Below are 15258 nucleotides of genomic sequence, written 5' to 3' on the forward strand. Positions count from 1 at the left end.
CGGAATGGAAGAATCCGCTCGCGACGACGGCCGGGTTATTCTAGACAGCAAGGTGACCTTTCGCTCCGGACAACCACAGTCGGTCCCTTTTCATGCTGCAAAACGCCAGCCAGGCCGTCGGCGAAATCACCCAGCGCTGGCGTGCGATCGACGCCACCGAGCGCCGCGCGGATCCGTTCGGCGCGATGCGTCGCGCGGGTTTGTTTCGGATTGGGCTTCCGGGCGGCGACGCGTCGCTCGACAGTTTCAGCGCCATCGCGCTGGCCGAACAGGCGATCGCTGCGGCGACAGGCGAACTCGGCCTCGCCACCGCCTTTGCCGGACGCCAACTGATCGCGCGATTCTTCATCGCCGGCTTTGCCGACGACGCGCAGCGCAGTGATCTGCTGCCGCGCATCGCTGCGGGCGATTGCTGGGCCGCGGTGGCGATCTCCGAACCCGGCGCCGGTGCCCATCCGAAACATCTGCAGACCGCCGCCGAGCGACAGGGCGACAGTTTCGTCATCACCGGCCGCAAGGCGTGGATCACCAACGGGCCGGTCGCCGATATCTTCCTGGTGCTGGCGATCGTCGCGGTCGAGGACGGCCGAAAGCGCTACGGATTGTTCGCGGTGCCGCGCGATACGCCGGGACTGACGATCACGCCGATGCCGTCGCTCGACGTGCTGGCGCCGGCGTCGCATTGCGAACTCACGCTCGAGCGTTGCGCCGTGCCGGCCGCGGCGCGGATTGGCGGCGAGCGCGACGCCTATCCGGCGATGCCGCTGCCGTTCCGCGATATCGAGGACACCGTCGGCACCGCCACCACCGCGGGCTTTCTGGCGTGGCTGCTGCGGGCGATCGCGTCGCAGATCGAACCGAGCGAGGACCACGCGCTGCGGCTCGGGCGTCTCAAAGGGCAGGTCGCGCTGATCGACACCGCGAGCCGGGCCGCCATCCTGTCGCTCGACGACGGCACGCCGCCGGTGCCTGCGCGCTTGATCGGAATCCGCGCGCTCGCCGCCGGAATCGTCGACGAAGTCCGTGCTCATTTTGCCGTCGCGCGAACCGATGATGGCGTGAGCCGCGCGCTGGCGGCCTACGATGTCCTCGCCAATGTCGCGCGCGAGCCGCGCAAGCAGCGGCAGATCACTCTCGGCCAATCCCTCTGGAGCGAACGACACGAATGACCACACATATGCCGATCGAATCCATCGACGCCGTCACCGCGGGCCTCGCATCGGTCGGCTACATCGCCAGCCGGCAGATCGCGACCGCGGTGTATCTGGCGGAGAAGATCGAGAAGCCGATCCTGGTCGAAGGCCCGGCCGGCGTCGGCAAGACCGAACTCGCCAAGGCGCTGGCGGCCTGGCGCGGGCTGCGGATGATCCGGATGCAGTGCTACGAAGGCCTCGACGAGGCCAAGGCGCTGTACGAGTGGAAATACGCCAAGCAACTGCTCTACACCCAGATCCTGAAAGACAAGCTCGGCGAAGTGCTCGGCGGCGCCGAGACGCTGGCGGGCGCGCTCGACCGGCTGCATGATTTCGGCGACGTGTTCTTCTCCAAGGAATTCGTCGAGCCGCGCCCGTTGCTGCAGGCGCTGGAGCAACCCAATGGCTGCGTGCTGCTGGTCGACGAGATCGACAAATCGGATGCCGAATTCGAATCGCTGCTGCTGGAGATCCTGTCCGACTACCAGGTCTCGATTCCCGAACTCGGCACCATCAGCGCGGTGGTGAAGCCGCTGGTGCTGCTGACCTCGAACGGCGAGCGCGACCTGTCCGATGCGCTGAAGCGGCGCTGCCTGCATCTGCATATCGGCTTCCCCGAGCAGAAGCTCGAGGAGCGCATCGTCGAGAGCCGGGTGCCGGGCGCGTCCGAGACGCTGCGCCGGCAGCTCGTCGGCTTCATCAACCAGGTCCGCGCGCTCGACCTGAAGAAGCTGCCGTCGGTGAGCGAGACGATCGACTGGGCGCGGGTGCTGGTGCTGCTGCAATCGACCGAGCTCGACCACGAGACCGTGAAGGACACGCTCAACGTGCTGCTGAAATACGAAGCCGATATCGAAACCGCAACGCCGCAGGTCGCGGGCTTCGTCGCCAAGGCCGGGCGCGCCGGCACGTTCGGCTGATGCGCGAGGAGCTGCACCGCTTCTTCCGGGCGGCGCGCGGCGCCGGCGTGCGCGTGTCGCCGGCCGAAAGCATCGACGCGATGCGCGCGGTCGCGGATGTCGGCTTTTCCGATCGCACCACGCTGCGCGACACGCTGCTGCTGACGCTGGCCAAGAGCCAGGAGGAAAAGCAGGCGCTCGGCGACTGCTTCGACCTGTTCTTCAGCCACCCCGAGCCGCCGTCGGCAGCGGAGGACGAGTCCGAGACTGATAGCAGCGGCTCTGCGGCCGACAATGCGGCGTCGCCGCCCGGCGCCGGCGCGCCGCAGGACGGCGGCAGCGCACCGCCCGAACTCGGCGAACTCGCCCAGATGCTGCTGTCGCAGGATCGCAACGCCGTCGCTGCGGCGCTGGCCGGCGCCGCCAATGCGGCAGAGCTCTCCAACATTCGTTACTTCACCCAGCGCGGCCTGTTCCAGACCCGGATGATGGACGCGCTCGGCGTCGGGCGGCTGCGCGACGATCTCGACGCGCTGAAGAGCGCCAACCCGACGGAGGCCGAACGCCTCGCCGCCGCGCTCGACGGCCTGCGCGACGCGGTGCGCGAGCGCGTCTCGCAGGCGCTGCTGCTGTACGGCCGCGAGGAAACCGAAAATCTGCGCCACGAGATCCTGCGCAACGCGCCGCTGGCGCGGCTGGAGCGGCGCCAGGTCGCGCAGATGAAGGCGCTGATCCGCGCCATCGCGCGGCGGCTGCGCGAGCGCTACTCGAAGCCGCGCAAGCGGCAGCGCCGCGGCCATCTCGACGTCCGCCGCACCATGCGCCGCAACGCCGCCTGGGGCGGCATCCCGTTTCTCACCGCGTGGAAGCGACGCCACCGCGACCGGCCGAAGATCGTGGCGCTGTGCGACGTCTCCGGCTCGGTGGCGCAGGTCTCCGACTTCTTCCTGCTGCTGATCCACAGCCTGCACGAAGTGGTCGACGACGTCCGCTCGTTCGCGTTCTCCGGCCACCTGATCGAAGTCAGCGACATCCTCGACAGGCAGGAGCCGGAAGCGGCGATGCGCGAGATCATGGCGAAGGTCGGGTTCGGCTCGTCCGACTACGGCAATTCGCTGGCGGATTTCGAAAAGCGCTGGCTGCGCGCGGTGACGCCGAAGACCACGGTGATCGTGCTCGGCGACGCCCGCACCAACAAGCTCGATCCGCGCACCGACATCCTGCGGACCATCTCCGAGCGCGCCAAGCGCGTGGTCTGGCTCAATCCCGAAGGCCGGCTGGGCTGGGGCTTTGGCGATTCAGAAATGTTCCGCTACGCGCCGTTCTGCAACACCGTCCGGCAATGCGCGACGGCGAAGCAGCTCGAACGCGCGGTCTCCGATATCGTCGCCGCGTATCAGTAGTCGACGCGATGCGCTCGGCTCCGGCTCGTCAGGATTCGGCAAATCCCTGCGGATCGCTGAGCCGGTTGAGCCGCTGTGCGGCGGCCAGCGCGAAGCGCAGCATCATCAGCTTGCGGGTCGGCGCCGGCAGTTTGTGCTCGGGCGCCTCGCACTGCATATGCGCGCCGTAGCCGTCGGCGACGATCAGCCCGGTGTCGCCGGGAAAGATCTCGCACGGCAGATCCTGCGTGAAAGCAAAGAACAGCCGGTCGCAATGCGCCCGGTAGTCCGGCCATTTCTGGTCGGCGCGCAGATCCGCCAGCGAGGATTTGATCTCGACGATCCAGATCTCGCCGCGCTCGTTCAGCGCCACCAGATCGGCGCGCCGCCCCGACGGCAGCGGCAATTCGCTGACACAGGCGAAGCCCAGCGACCGCAGCAGCCGGCTGGTGCCGCGCGCGATCCTGAGCGCGGTTTCCGACTGCCGCAGATCGGGCGGCAAAATCATCTGAACGGCATTCGATTCCATCGCGACCAAGTCTAGCCGATTTCGGCGCCGGTGCCCAAGTCGCTCCTCCCGGCACGATTGTCGTCCCCGCGCGGGTCGCGAAGGCGGGGACCCGTATCGCAGGGCGTTTCGCGGCAGCTCACCACGACTCCGATCGAGCGCCCGGCGATGACGGCAGTGTTTTTCCGCCCTCAGCGATTTTGACTTGGCCTGTCCGGCAGGGCATGTTGCGGCCATGAGCAACACCTCCGACACCAAAGCCAAAGCCGGCGCCGCGATCATCCCGGTCACGCCGTTCCAGCAGAACTGCACGCTGTTGTGGTGCGAAGTCACCCGCAAGGCGGTGGTGGTGGATCCCGGCGGCGACGTCCCCGAGATTCTCGCTGCGATCGAAAAGACCGGCGTCAGCGTCGAGAAGATCTGGCTGACCCACGGCCATATCGATCACGTCGGCGGCGCCGCCGAATTGCGCGACGCGCTGAAGGTGCAGATCGAAGGCCCGCATCGCGACGACCAGTTCCTGCTCGACAATGTCGTGGCGAGCGGCCGCAGCTTCGGCATCGACGGCGTCCGCGACGTCACGCCGGATCGCTGGCTGGACGAAGGCGACAGCGTCAGCGTCGGCGAATTGACGTTCCAGATCCTGCATTGCCCCGGCCACTCGCCCGGCAGCGTGGTGTTCGTCAACGACGCGATGCGGTTCGCGCTGGTCGGCGACGTGCTGTTCGCCGGCTCGGTCGGCCGCACCGACCTGCCCGGCGGCAGCCATGCCACGCTGATCCGGTCGATCACCGACAAGCTGCTGCCGCTCGGCGACGATGTCGGCTTCATCTGCGGCCACGGCCCGGGATCGAGCATCGGCCAGGAGCGCATGACCAATCCGTTCCTGACCGGCGCGATGTAGCGCACGCACCACAAGGCAACGGGCCGCCCCTGAGGGACGGCCCGCTTTGATACGTGTACTGAAGTTAGTCGATGATTTCGACGATGCGCCGGGTGCCCGGCTCGACCAGAACCGTGCGGCCGTTCACCACCGTGTAGCGATATTCACGCGCCGAGTTGAACCGGTCCGGAACCTCGTAATAGGTCACGCCGTCGTCGGGCAGCACCGCGCCGACGCGGACTTCGTCGCGATAGGTGTAGGACGGACGACGCTGCTCGACGACGTAGCTGCGGAAGCGCGGGCGATCATCGACACCGAGAATGCCGGCGACGCCGCCGACGACACCACCGATGGTGCCCCCGACCACGGCGCCGACCGGGCCGGCGGCCCGCTCGCCGTCACGCGCACCGCGCTCGATGCCGCCCGGCACACCCTGGGCGTTGGCGACGGCCGGCGCGGCGAGCGCCAGGATGACAGCAGCGGTTCCGATAAAGCGATTGATCATGGCAAAGCTCCGATTCTGGGAAGGTGCTTGACAAGTCGCCGCGCCCGGATCCGTTCCGCACAATTCATCGCGGCCGGGGCCGGGGCCGGCCGCCCTCGCCGGCGCCGTCGATGAACGAAATGACAGCCTGGAACTAATTGGTAACCATCTCGCGCACGCGCGCCAGCAGATCGCCGTGGTCGAACGGCTTGGTGATCAGCTCGATACCGGCCTCGAGGATGCCGTCGGTCATCGCGGCGCTCTCGGCGTAGCCGGTCATCAGCAGCACGCTGATATCCGGCCGGTCGAGCCGTGCATGGTCGGCGAGCTGGCGCCCGTTGAGTCCGGGCAGCCCGATATCAGACAGCAGCAGGTCGATCGCCTCGTCGCCCTGCAGGATCGCCAGTCCGGACGGCCCGTCGACGGCCTCGAGCACCCGATACCCCTGATCCCGCAGCATCTCGACGATCACCGCGCGCACCACCGCTTCGTCCTCGACCACCAGCACCGTCTCGCCGCGGGCGGCACGCGCGCGCGGCCGCTTCGCCGGTTCCTGCCGCTCGCCCGCATCGCCGTGCTCGCGCGGCAGATACAACGTGACCGAGGTGCCCTCGGACCGCGTGCTGGCGATGCTGGCATGGCCGTGCGATTGCTGTGCGAAACCGTAGATCATCGACAGGCCGAGGCCGGTGCCCCGACCGAGCGGCTTGGTCGTGAAGAACGGCTCGAACGCCCGTGCGGCGACCTCGTCGCTCATGCCGACTCCGGTGTCGGACACCGTGAGGCAGACGTAATCGCCGGGCCGCAGCCCCGGCATCCCGGCGGCATCGAAGGTCGCGTTGCGCGTGGCAATCGTCAGCCGGCCGCCGTCCGGCATCGCGTCGCGGGCGTTGATCGCCAGATTGAGCAGCGCGCTTTCGAGCTGGTTGGGATCGCACAGCGTCGGCCACAGATCCGGCGCCGCCGCGATCTCGAGCTCGATCGCCTCGCCGATCGTCCGGCGCAGCAGATCCTCGAGCGAGACGACGAGCTGATTGGCGTCGACCGGCTTCGGCACCAATGGCTGACGCCTTGCGAAGGCGAGCAGCCGGTGGGTGAGTGCGGCCGCACGATTGGCAGAAATCATCGCGGCGTCGATATAGCGTGCGACGTTCTCGGTGCGGCCCTGCTCGAGCCGGGTCCGCATCAGATCCAGCGAGCCGACGATGCCGGTCAGAAGATTGTTGAAGTCGTGGGCGATGCCGCCGGTGAGCTGCCCGACCGCCTCCATCTTCTGCGACTGGCGTAGCGCCTCCTCGGTGACCTTGAGGCGCTCCGCCGCTGCCTTGTCGGCGGTGATGTCGCGCGCGACCGCGTAGCATGCGTCGGCGTCCGAGACGCCGGTCCAGGACAGCCAGCGATACGAGCCGTCTTTGGCGCGGATCCGGCTCTCGAAGCGCACCGTGCCGGCCCCCGCGCACAGCTGCGCCAGCTGGGCCCGTGTAATGCCGCCATCGGCCGGATGCTCGATCCATTCGGATGTGTTGTTCAGCAGCTCGGCCTCGGTCCAGCCGAGCGTGTTGGTCCAGGCCGGGTTGACGGTGCGCCAGACGCCGCTGCGGTCGGCGACCAGCAGCAGATCCTGCGACACATTCCAGATCCGGTCGCGCTCGCGGGTTTTTTCCTCGACGCGTTGCGCCAGCGTGGTGTTGAGCTGCGCGAGCTGGGCGGCGAGCCTGCGCGCCGCCTCCTCGCTCGCCTGCGCCTTCTGCTCGGCCTCGACCTGTTCGGTGACGTCGATATGGGCGCCGACCAGCCGGATCGGCGCGCCGCCGTCGCCGCGCTCGATCACTGCGCGCACCGAAATCCATCGCGTCTCGCCGTCGCTGGGGCGGATGATCCGGTAGCGGGCGACGTAGTTGCGGGCGTCGCCGTGCACCGCCTCGACGAACTGCCGTTCGGTCGCCTCGCGATCCTCGGGATGAACGCGCTGGACCCAGTCTTCGTGGGTTTCGGTCGCGGCCTCGGGCGGCAGGCCATGGACCAGGAGGTATTCCGGCGAGCGGCGATTGCGGAAACCGGCCCGCAAATCGACCTCGAGCCCGCCGATCCGGCCGATCTGCTGCACCCGCGCCAGCTCGGCCTCGCGTTCGCGCAGCGCCATCGATGCCGACACGTCTCGGGTCACGTCACGGCACACCACCAGCACGCCGCCGACCTGATCGTCCTGATCGATCGGGCTGAAGCCGTAGGTCCAGTAGACCTCCTCGCGGCGCCCGTAGCGCGTCACCGGCACCAGATGATTCTCGTGCCAGGTCGATCCGCCGCCGCTCATCACCTGCTCGATCTGCGGACCGATGATATCCCAGATCTCCGCCCAGCACTCGCGGCCGCGTTGCCCGAGCGCGGCAGGATGTCGCTCCGGCCCCATCGTCTGGCGGTAGGCGTCGTTGTAGAACTGGATCAGGTCGGGGCCCCACCAGATGAACATCGGGTGGTTGCTGTTGAGCAGGATCCGCAGCGCGGTGCGCAGGCTTTGCGGCCACGCCTCCGGCGGCCCGAGCGGCGAATGCGCCCAGTCATGGCCGCGCATCAGAGCGCCCATCTCGCCGCCGCGGGCGAGGAAATCCGGCGTCATCGAGCTCTTCAGGTCCAGCATTCAACCCGCGCGTTAGGCGACAGACGATCTGCGGCGAACACCCAATCTAACATCCGCCGTTGCGGGCGCAAACCTGCACGCCCGCGGTCGCCGACAGGCTCTATGGCCCGGTCGCTGTTGCCGGGGAGCGATTACTTCATCAGTCCGGCTGCGGTCAGCGCGCGGGTGATCACCGCATTGACGTCGAAGCCGCGGCGACCGCGCGGCGGCTCCTGGCCCGGTCGCGCGCCGGCGGCCGCGCGCGGCTTGAAGGTCTCCGCCCGGACGTCCTTCGCGGACATGACGCTGTCCGGTTCGGCTTTCGGCGGCGTCACCGACTTCTGGCGGTGAATGCGCCCGGTGAGCCCGAAGAATTCGGCGATGTGGTACGACGACGAGATCCCCGCTTCGAGCAGGTAGGCGCCGGCGACGCCGTATCGCTCGTCATTGGCGCGGCCGAGTGGCGTCCCGTGCGCCATGTCGGTGATGGTGTAGGATTCCACGGTCGCCTCGCCGCTCGAATTCCACCAGACCTGGTGGGGAAAGCCGACGACACTCCGCTGGGACATCGGCGCTTCCGGCAGTCCGTGCAGATCGAGCCATTGCTTCACCAGCGCATCGGCATTGGCGGAATTCACGGTGCGATCGGCGCTGCCGTGCCAGACCGACAGCTTCGGCCACGGCCCCTTGTGCGGCGACGCCTTGCGTACCAGATCGCCGAGCTCGTGGGCGGAACGCGGCGACGGATGCCGCATCTCCTTCAGCGCCTGCCGCACGGTGCCGGCGACTCCATAGGGCAGCCCGGCGATCACCGCACCGCCGGCGAACACATCCGGATAGGTTGCGAGCATCACCGTGGTCATCGCGCCGCCGGCGGACAGCCCGGTGACGAAAATCCGCGCCCGATCGATGTGGTAGGCAGCCGACATTCGCTCGACCATCTGCCAGATCGACGCGACTTCGCCGTGGCCGCGCTTGATGTCGTCCGGCACGAACCAGTTGAAGCAAAGATTGGGGTTATTGTCCCGCTTCTGCTCGGGCATCAGCAGGGCGAAGCCGTAGCGCTGCGCCAGCGTCGACCATCCCGCGCCGACATCGTAACCGGCCGCATTCTGGGTGCAGCCATGCAGCACGACCACCAGCGGGATGCGCTTCGTCAGCCCTTCGGGGATAAACGACAGCATCCGCAGGTTGCCGGGGTTGTCGCCGAAATCTGCGGTTTCAATCAGCGGGCTGGCGGCCTCAGCCGCCCGGGGCGCAGCATGCAAGCCACTGAGACTGTTGAATTTTCGCAAATGGGCGAGGAAGTCGATGGGATTTCTGTGAGACACGGCAACTCCTGATCCTCAGCCCGCTGACCAGAATATAATGCTGCGCTGCAGCAAGATAATAGGCAACCCTGAATTCCGTTCCTGCGATCGGATTGCAAAAACCCGCAGGCCGGAAATACCTCAAACTCGGCGGGCAATAACAAGGCATGGCGCCGGCCGAGGAACCGGGGTGGACCCCGGAGCACCGCGCCAATTGGACATCGCGGGCAGGCTTCAATCAACCACCGGCCGCGCCCGTCTGCTCAGATATTCTCCCGTCGCGATGGGGGCGCCGTCCGGGCTCTGCGGCAAGCGTTTGCTCGACGGCGCAGACGCCGATCTGACACATCGCGTCCGACACGAGGTCGCCGCGGCGCCGGAATTCGCCGGCGAGCGAGGCGAATTGCGCCCGCAACACGCGCATCGTCTGGAGCGAGACAATGGCGTGGGTGTTGCCGACCGGCGCCAGCCGCGCCCGCAGACTGCACGACTCGCTCTCGGCTCGCGCCGAGGCAGCCTCGGCCCGCGCAAGCCGTTCGGTCAGCGCCAGCCGCTCGGCGGCGGACTCGGCCTCGGCGCGCGCGAGCCTGTCCTGCAGATCGGCCAGCGCGCGATCACGCTGCGCGAGTTCTGCGCGCGCCGCCGCCGGCTTCGGCGCGATCGCGCAGCGCGAGGTCGCCGGCTCTGTCTGCTATCTGATCGCGCAGCAGGTCCTCGCTGTGCCGGACGCGCTCGATCAGTTCGTCGATCAGGCCGGCGGCGTGGCGGAGATAGCTGGCGCTCTGGCCGATCGCGACCAGTTCGGAGAAGCGCCGCAGAAATTTCGCGGTCTCCTGGCCGCTCGGGGATTCGGGCAGCAATTGGGGTCTGCTCATGCAGAGCGCCGGACAATTCGAGAGGGTGAACGCGGCGGACGCGGCGACTCAACGCGTAGCAACACGCTAACAACGACGCGGCGCATCCTCAACCATCTCCGCAAACCTCGGTGACGGCCGTTGTTTCGGCAGCTGTTTCGGCCTCGCGCGGGCAGCATCGGCCGCGGCGCGCGTGCGTATCAGCGCTGCTGATTCGCGGCGGCAGCCGTCAGTCGCAGCCGAACCGCCGCTCCAGCGCCTTGATCTCGGCAATCCGCTCGCGGACGTTTGCCGACAGCGGCACATCGCCCACGTCGTCGTAGGAGCACCCGCGATTGCCGAAATAACCGATCGCACGCCGCGTCTTGAAGCAATAGCCAGCGTCCTTGTAGTAGCTGTTGCGCTCCACCCACAGCGCCTGGCAGCTCTGGGCGCTGGCCGACGAGGCGGTGATCCCGGCGCCGGCGATCAACAGGCAGGCGCCCGCGATCAGTCGGGGCCAGCCGGCGAGGCCGGCCCGGCAAGATACGGTTCCAATCGATGCCATGGTCGTTGACCTCTTCCGCTGTCTCCCGCGCGGCCGCAGGCAGGCTCCGACGGCCGCGACGGGCAATCCTTGATCAGGAACAAAAATCGGGCACGGACGCACTGTCGCGCAACGAAGGTCGATTTGACAATGGCCCGGAAAACCCCGAGCAGAACCTCGCCCGCAGCGATGGCGGCGCCCGGTTGCGCCGTTCGCCGACCGGCAGGCCCGGACCGGAGTGGAAGTTGTCAGACCAGATGTACGACGTCTTCAAATTCCTCCACGTCGTCGGCGTGGTCGTGCTGGTCGGCAATGTCACGATCACCGCGTTCTGGAAGGCGTTTTCCGATCTCACCCGGGACCCGAAGATCGTCGCCCACGCCCAGCGCGGGGTCACCGTGTCGGATTTCATCTTCACGTTGATCGGCATCGTGCTGGTGATGGTGGGCGGCTACGGCGCCGCGATCGTCAAGGATATTCCGCTGTTCTCCTCGTTCTGGCTGGTCTCGGGACAGATCCTGTTCGCGATCTCCGGAATGATGTGGCTCGGCATTCTGATTCCGATCCAGATCCGGCAGGCCCGGCTCGCCCGCAGCTTCGCGGAGGGCGGCGAAATCCCGGAGCGTTACTGGCGCGACACCCGGACCTGGCTGGTTTGGGGCATCATCGCCACCGTGCCGCTGGTCGCGGCGATCTTCGTCATGGTGGTGAAGTTCTGACCCGCGGCCGGGCATTCGGCGGCGCGCCGCAACGATCGGGAAGGCCCTGATGTCCGTCGCGGAGATCGAACCGACCGTCGATCGCGAGGCGCTGCTGCCCGGCGCCCAGTTCATCGACGCCTATTGCGTTGCGATCGGCAGCAGGAACCTTGACGCCCGCCAGGCCGCGACCCGGATGATCGAGCACGGACCGGGCTGGATCGACGCGCTGATGCGGCTGCGCAATCTCGTCGTGGCGCCGTTCGGACTGAAGACACCGGCGCCGGGACCGGCGGCGGGCGACCGCATCGGCGTTTTTCCGGTGCTGGATGAGGCGCCTCACCGGATCGTTGCCGGCTTCGACGATCACCATCTCGACTTTCGCATCGTGATCGATGTGGAGAACGGCCCGGCCGAACGCCGTGTCGTCGCCACGACCCTGGTTCTGACCCATAACCGGCTCGGCCGAACCTATCTGGCGACCATCATGCCGTTCCACCGCTTGGTGGTGCGCACGATGCTGCACCAGCTCGAGCGTTGAGGCCGGAGGGAACTTCGGGAGACGGCAACCGTTGGCGAATGTGGACGGCGATACCAACCAGAATGGCGGCCCCTCGGCGCCCGACGAGAAGACGGCGACGCTCGCGCGCGCCTTCGATAGCGCTTGGGAGCGGTTCGTCGGGATCGAGGGCTCCCGGGCCGATACCGAGACCAACCGCAAGCAACTCGCCGCCAGGATCGTCGCATTGTCGCGCGCCGGCGAGACCGACGAGGCCACGCTGGCGCAATCCGCGCTGATTCATCTCTGCGTGCTGGCCGAAGCGTCGCGGCTCGGCAACCAACCGCCGGAATCTTCCGCCAATAGCGGCCTCGGCGCCATCGGCGGCGAGCCGCAGGCGCCCCATGCGCAGGCCTTCAGCCCGCAGACGGTCGCCGCGATGTCGGCCGCGCTCGAGCAATGCGTCGATACGCTGCCGCTGCAGGCGCCGTCGAGCGCGCTGCAGTTTCTGTCCGCCAACATTCTCGAACAGGCGTCGCGCGGCGAACAGGACCCGGAGCGGCTCAGCAGCAACGCGCTGGAAGCGTTGCGCAATCGCTGAATCAGGCGGCCGGTGGCAGCACTTCGGCGGCCGTGCCGGGCATGGCCCATTCCGTCACCCGCATCTCCAGATCACGGAAGTTCTGGCTGAGCTGCTCGAGCGCAAATCCCAGCGCGAAGAACCGCTCAGCCTGCTCGCCCGAGAAATCGCGCGTGAGGCCGTCGCGGCGGACCTCGCCGATTTCGGCCGCATAGGCGTCGAGCGCCGCAATCACCGCGCGCAGCGGCGGCGGCGGGCCGCGGTCGCGCAACGCCGCGGCGCTCGTGGCCAGATGCAGGGTCGCGGCGGCACGGAATGCATCCAGCGACGGACCGAGCCGGTCCTGCAAGGCCCCCGGCAGCGGCGCTGCGACGGCGCGGCCGACCATCACCAGATCGTGGCGCAGCCGCAGCAGCGTGCGGATCAGCGGCGCGATATCCGGCCCGCTCGACAGCCCGGTGGCCCGCTCGTGTTCGGCCTCGCCGCCGATTTCGTTGAGCGTCACCAGCGCGGCGCCGATGCCGTCCTGAAGCCGGTGCAGCGCGTCGTTGTCGAGGCCGCGGGTGAGGCCGGCGAGCAATTCGCCCAGCGCCACCGCCATCAGATCGAGCGCCCGTGCCGCCGCGGCAAGCGCCTGCGACTGCGCCCGTGACGGCAGCACCAGAAACGAAACCAGCAGCCCGGACAGCGAGCCGACCGCGACTTCCAGCACCCGGTCGATCGCCGAATCCAGCGGCGCCACCGGAGTCATGGTCGGCACCAGCAGCACGATGATCGCCGTGACGGTGGCGACGTTGAGGTTCGGCTTGACCGCCGCCAGCAACGCCAGAGGCGCGACCGCGAGCGCCAGCACGCCGAGCAGCGCCAGTTCGCTGTGATGCGGCACCAGAATGGTGATCGCCCCGCCATAGATCGCGCCGCCGATGGTGCCCACCAGATAGTCGAACGCGATCCTGACCGAACGGCCGACGCTGAGCTGGGTGACGATGATCGCGGTCAGCACCGCCCATAGCGGCAACCGCAGATGCAGCGCCTGCGCGGCCGCCAGCGCCAGCAGCGCGCCGAGCGTGACGCGCAGCGCCAGCCCCCATTGCGGCCGGCGCGGCCGCCAATGCGCGGGATATCGTGACCAGAATGGCTTCATGGCGTGCGTCGTGCGAACTTCCCAAAGATCGTCCAATGAGCATAGCAGTGCGTGCGGTGCAATCGGGCCCGGTCCGCAGCCCCGCTCTGCAGCCGGGCGGCTTGAACGATGCCGGCGCCACGCCTAATTTGCGGCGCAAAATGAAGGGAGCCATCATGGCCAACGAAACCGCCACGCTCGCAGGCTATGTCGCCGCGCTGCAATTCGACGACATTCCGCAGGACGTACTGGCGCGGGCCAAGGTGCTCACCCTCGATTTCCTCGGCAGCGCGATCCGCGCCCGCCGCGAGGCCGAATCGACGCCGGCGCTGCTGGCGATGCTGCGGGCATTGTCGCTGGACGGCGACGGTGCTGCGACCGTGTTCGGCGACGGCAAGCGCTGGACCCCGGCGGTGGCGGCGCTGCTCAACGGCGCGCTCGGCCATTCGCTGGATTTCGACGACACCCACGCCGATTCCTCGCTGCACCCATCGGCGCCGGTGGTGCCCGCCGCCTTCGCGGTCGGCGAGCTGGTCGGCGCCTCCGGCCGCGACGTGCTCACCGCGATCGTCGCCGGCTATGAAGTGTGCTGCCGGCTCGGCAATGCGCTCGACCCGACCTCGCATTACGCTCGCGGCTTCCACCCGACCGCCACCGCCGGCACCTACGGGGCCGCCGCCGCTGCCGCAAAACTGTTCGGCCTTTCCGAACAGCAGATCGTCTCGGCGTTCGGCGTCTCCGGCAGTCAGGCCGCGGGCTCGCTGCAATTCCTCGTCAACGGCGCCTGGAACAAGCGCTATCAGGTCGGCGCCGCGGCGATGAACGGCGTCATCGCCGCCACACTGGCGAACAACGACTTCATCGGCGCGACCGAATCGGTCGAAGGCATTCATGGCCTGCTGGTCGGCTACACCGACACGCCGCATCATGACAAAGCCGTCGCCGATCTCGGCCGCGTCTACGAGACCATGAAGATCGGCGTGAAGCCGTATCCGAGCTGCCGCTACACCCACGCCGCGATCGATGCGCTGATCGCGATGCGGCGCGAGCACAATCTGACGCCGGACCAGGTCAGGCGCGTCGAAATCGGCCTGCATCGCAACGGCATCACGCTGACCGGCGACGCCGCCACCAAGCGGCATCCGTCGTCGATCGTCGGCGGCCAGTTCTCGATGTTCTTCACCGGCGCGCTCGCGCTCGAACAGGGCAGCTTCGGCTGGGACGACTACAAGCGGCTCGGCGACCCTGCGATCGACGCGCTCGCGGACAAATTCGACGTCGTCCAGGACGCCCGGCTCGAAGGCAAGACCCATCCGTTCGGGGCGCGTGTGGCGATCACCACCGACGACGGCGTCCACGAGCGTATCTATGCCGATCCCTCCGGCGAGCCGAATTCGTTTCCGACCGACCAGGCGATGGCGCAGAAATTCCTGCAGCTCGCCCGCCCGGTGCTCGACGGCGGCGCGCAGCGCTTCGCCGACGCGATCATGACGCTGGAGCGCTTTGCCCACGTCGCGGAAGCCACCGGATTGGCCCGTCGATCCGCCGCATGAGGCGCTGACATCGTGGCATCGCTGGCGTGCGCCAGCGAGCGCGGGGCGCCGATCACGAAGCCGTGGCGAAACCATCGGCGGCGTGAAGCGTCTAGAAGCCGTCGCCTGGAATCTCTATGATTTCGGCTGAGAACGCGTCTTGCTCGCGA

15 protein-coding genes are annotated in these 15258 nt (G+C 68.0%); 8 read left to right on the plus strand and 7 right to left on the minus strand.

Annotated elements, in window-relative coordinates; genetic code table 11:
* Nucleotides 1-92: 92 nt before the first annotated feature.
* The 3 genes from ACTZWT_RS22940 to ACTZWT_RS22950 are packed head-to-tail and all read left to right on the plus strand — an operon-like array spanning nt 93 to nt 3495.
* On the plus strand, nt 93-1169 hold the full coding sequence (locus tag ACTZWT_RS22940; RefSeq protein ID WP_444771994.1) for an acyl-CoA dehydrogenase family protein: 1077 nt from the start codon (nt 93-95) through the stop codon (nt 1167-1169).
* Entirely contained in the window at nt 1166-2113 is a 948-nt protein-coding gene (locus ACTZWT_RS22945; RefSeq protein ID WP_444771995.1) for an AAA family ATPase, read from the plus strand. Before ACTZWT_RS22940 ends, ACTZWT_RS22945 begins: the two co-directional genes overlap by 4 nt.
* Nucleotides 2113-3495: a VWA domain-containing protein gene (locus ACTZWT_RS22950; RefSeq protein ID WP_444771996.1), complete on the plus strand. Its 1383-nt coding sequence runs from the start codon at nt 2113-2115 to the stop codon at nt 3493-3495. The genes ACTZWT_RS22945 and ACTZWT_RS22950 overlap by 1 nt, the downstream gene beginning before the upstream one ends.
* A 28-nt stretch (nt 3496-3523) precedes the next feature.
* Here the strand turns inward: ACTZWT_RS22950 and ACTZWT_RS22955 are convergent, their stop codons facing one another.
* A complete protein-coding gene (locus tag ACTZWT_RS22955; RefSeq protein ID WP_444771997.1) occupies nt 3524-4003 on the minus strand; it encodes an MmcB family DNA repair protein in 480 nt (159 codons plus the stop codon).
* A 214-nt stretch (nt 4004-4217) separates the two neighbouring features.
* On the opposite strand from ACTZWT_RS22955, the gene ACTZWT_RS22960 reads away from it, so the two are divergent.
* Nucleotides 4218-4886: an MBL fold metallo-hydrolase gene (locus ACTZWT_RS22960; protein WP_444771998.1), complete on the plus strand. Its 669-nt coding sequence runs from the start codon at nt 4218-4220 to the stop codon at nt 4884-4886.
* 64 nt (nt 4887-4950) lie between these two features.
* Here the strand turns inward: ACTZWT_RS22960 and ACTZWT_RS22965 are convergent, their stop codons facing one another.
* The 5 genes from ACTZWT_RS22965 to ACTZWT_RS22985 all read right to left on the minus strand — a co-directional run bounded on the left by ACTZWT_RS22965 (nt 4951) and on the right by ACTZWT_RS22985 (nt 10677).
* Nucleotides 4951-5370: a DUF1236 domain-containing protein gene (locus ACTZWT_RS22965; RefSeq protein ID WP_444771999.1), complete on the minus strand. Its 420-nt coding sequence runs from the start codon at nt 5368-5370 to the stop codon at nt 4951-4953.
* A gap of 133 nt (nt 5371-5503) precedes the next feature.
* Entirely contained in the window at nt 5504-7987 is a 2484-nt protein-coding gene (locus ACTZWT_RS22970) for a PAS domain-containing protein (RefSeq protein WP_444772000.1), read from the minus strand.
* 131 nt (nt 7988-8118) lie between these two features.
* The gene (locus ACTZWT_RS22975) at nt 8119-9297 is read right to left on the minus strand and encodes an extracellular catalytic domain type 1 short-chain-length polyhydroxyalkanoate depolymerase (protein WP_444772001.1); all 1179 of its coding nucleotides are present in this window, start codon (nt 9295-9297) and stop codon (nt 8119-8121) included.
* A gap of 593 nt (nt 9298-9890) precedes the next feature.
* A complete protein-coding gene (locus ACTZWT_RS22980; RefSeq protein ID WP_444772002.1) occupies nt 9891-10151 on the minus strand; it encodes a hypothetical protein in 261 nt (86 codons plus the stop codon).
* Between the two features lie 208 nt (nt 10152-10359).
* Entirely contained in the window at nt 10360-10677 is a 318-nt protein-coding gene (locus tag ACTZWT_RS22985) for a YARHG domain-containing protein (RefSeq protein WP_444772003.1), read from the minus strand.
* A gap of 236 nt (nt 10678-10913) precedes the next feature.
* Between ACTZWT_RS22985 and ACTZWT_RS22990 the strand changes: the two genes are divergently transcribed.
* Genes ACTZWT_RS22990 through ACTZWT_RS23000 form a run of 3 tightly spaced genes read left to right on the plus strand, consistent with a single transcriptional unit; the run spans nt 10914 to nt 12454 of the window.
* A complete protein-coding gene (locus tag ACTZWT_RS22990; RefSeq protein WP_444772063.1) occupies nt 10914-11375 on the plus strand; it encodes a DUF2269 family protein in 462 nt (153 codons plus the stop codon).
* Between the two features lie 49 nt (nt 11376-11424).
* Entirely contained in the window at nt 11425-11895 is a 471-nt protein-coding gene (locus ACTZWT_RS22995) for a DUF2867 domain-containing protein (protein ID WP_444772004.1), read from the plus strand.
* A gap of 40 nt (nt 11896-11935) precedes the next feature.
* Nucleotides 11936-12454: a hypothetical protein gene (locus ACTZWT_RS23000; protein ID WP_444772064.1), complete on the plus strand. Its 519-nt coding sequence runs from the start codon at nt 11936-11938 to the stop codon at nt 12452-12454.
* Between the two features lies 1 nt (nt 12455).
* Here the strand turns inward: ACTZWT_RS23000 and ACTZWT_RS23005 are convergent, their stop codons facing one another.
* Nucleotides 12456-13577 (minus strand): FUSC family protein, encoded by a 1122-nt coding sequence (locus ACTZWT_RS23005; RefSeq protein WP_444772005.1) that lies wholly within the window; start codon nt 13575-13577, stop codon nt 12456-12458.
* Nucleotides 13578-13732: 155 nt separating this feature from the next.
* Here ACTZWT_RS23005 and ACTZWT_RS23010 point away from each other — a divergent pair, with 155 nt between their 5' ends.
* The gene (locus tag ACTZWT_RS23010) at nt 13733-15109 is read left to right on the plus strand and encodes an MmgE/PrpD family protein (RefSeq protein WP_444772006.1); all 1377 of its coding nucleotides are present in this window, start codon (nt 13733-13735) and stop codon (nt 15107-15109) included.
* The last annotated feature ends 149 nt before the right edge of the window (nt 15110-15258 follow it).

The sequence above is a fragment of the Rhodopseudomonas sp. NSM genome (genome assembly GCF_052445935.1).
Classification (GTDB): Bacteria; Pseudomonadota; Alphaproteobacteria; order Rhizobiales; family Xanthobacteraceae; genus Rhodopseudomonas.

Excerpts from the sequence above, each read along its gene's own strand:
- ACTZWT_RS23005 (WP_444772005.1), bottom strand. The coding sequence starts at position 13,577 with ATGAAGCCATTCTGGTCACGATATCCCGCGCATTGGCGGCCGCGCCGG.
- ACTZWT_RS22940 (WP_444771994.1), top strand. The coding sequence starts at position 93 with ATGCTGCAAAACGCCAGCCAGGCCGTCGGCGAAATCACCCAGCGCTGG.
- ACTZWT_RS22955 (WP_444771997.1), bottom strand. The coding sequence starts at position 4,003 with ATGGAATCGAATGCCGTTCAGATGATTTTGCCGCCCGATCTGCGGCAG.
- ACTZWT_RS22965 (WP_444771999.1), bottom strand. The coding sequence starts at position 5,370 with ATGATCAATCGCTTTATCGGAACCGCTGCTGTCATCCTGGCGCTCGCC.
- ACTZWT_RS22995 (WP_444772004.1), top strand. The coding sequence starts at position 11,425 with ATGTCCGTCGCGGAGATCGAACCGACCGTCGATCGCGAGGCGCTGCTG.
- ACTZWT_RS22945 (WP_444771995.1), top strand. The coding sequence starts at position 1,166 with ATGACCACACATATGCCGATCGAATCCATCGACGCCGTCACCGCGGGC.
- ACTZWT_RS23010 (WP_444772006.1), top strand. The coding sequence starts at position 13,733 with ATGGCCAACGAAACCGCCACGCTCGCAGGCTATGTCGCCGCGCTGCAA.
- ACTZWT_RS22990 (WP_444772063.1), top strand. The coding sequence starts at position 10,914 with ATGTACGACGTCTTCAAATTCCTCCACGTCGTCGGCGTGGTCGTGCTG.
- ACTZWT_RS22950 (WP_444771996.1), top strand. The coding sequence starts at position 2,113 with ATGCGCGAGGAGCTGCACCGCTTCTTCCGGGCGGCGCGCGGCGCCGGC.
- ACTZWT_RS22985 (WP_444772003.1), bottom strand. The coding sequence starts at position 10,677 with ATGGCATCGATTGGAACCGTATCTTGCCGGGCCGGCCTCGCCGGCTGG.
- ACTZWT_RS22970 (WP_444772000.1), bottom strand. The coding sequence starts at position 7,987 with ATGCTGGACCTGAAGAGCTCGATGACGCCGGATTTCCTCGCCCGCGGC.
- ACTZWT_RS22980 (WP_444772002.1), bottom strand. The coding sequence starts at position 10,151 with ATGAGCAGACCCCAATTGCTGCCCGAATCCCCGAGCGGCCAGGAGACC.
- ACTZWT_RS22960 (WP_444771998.1), top strand. The coding sequence starts at position 4,218 with ATGAGCAACACCTCCGACACCAAAGCCAAAGCCGGCGCCGCGATCATC.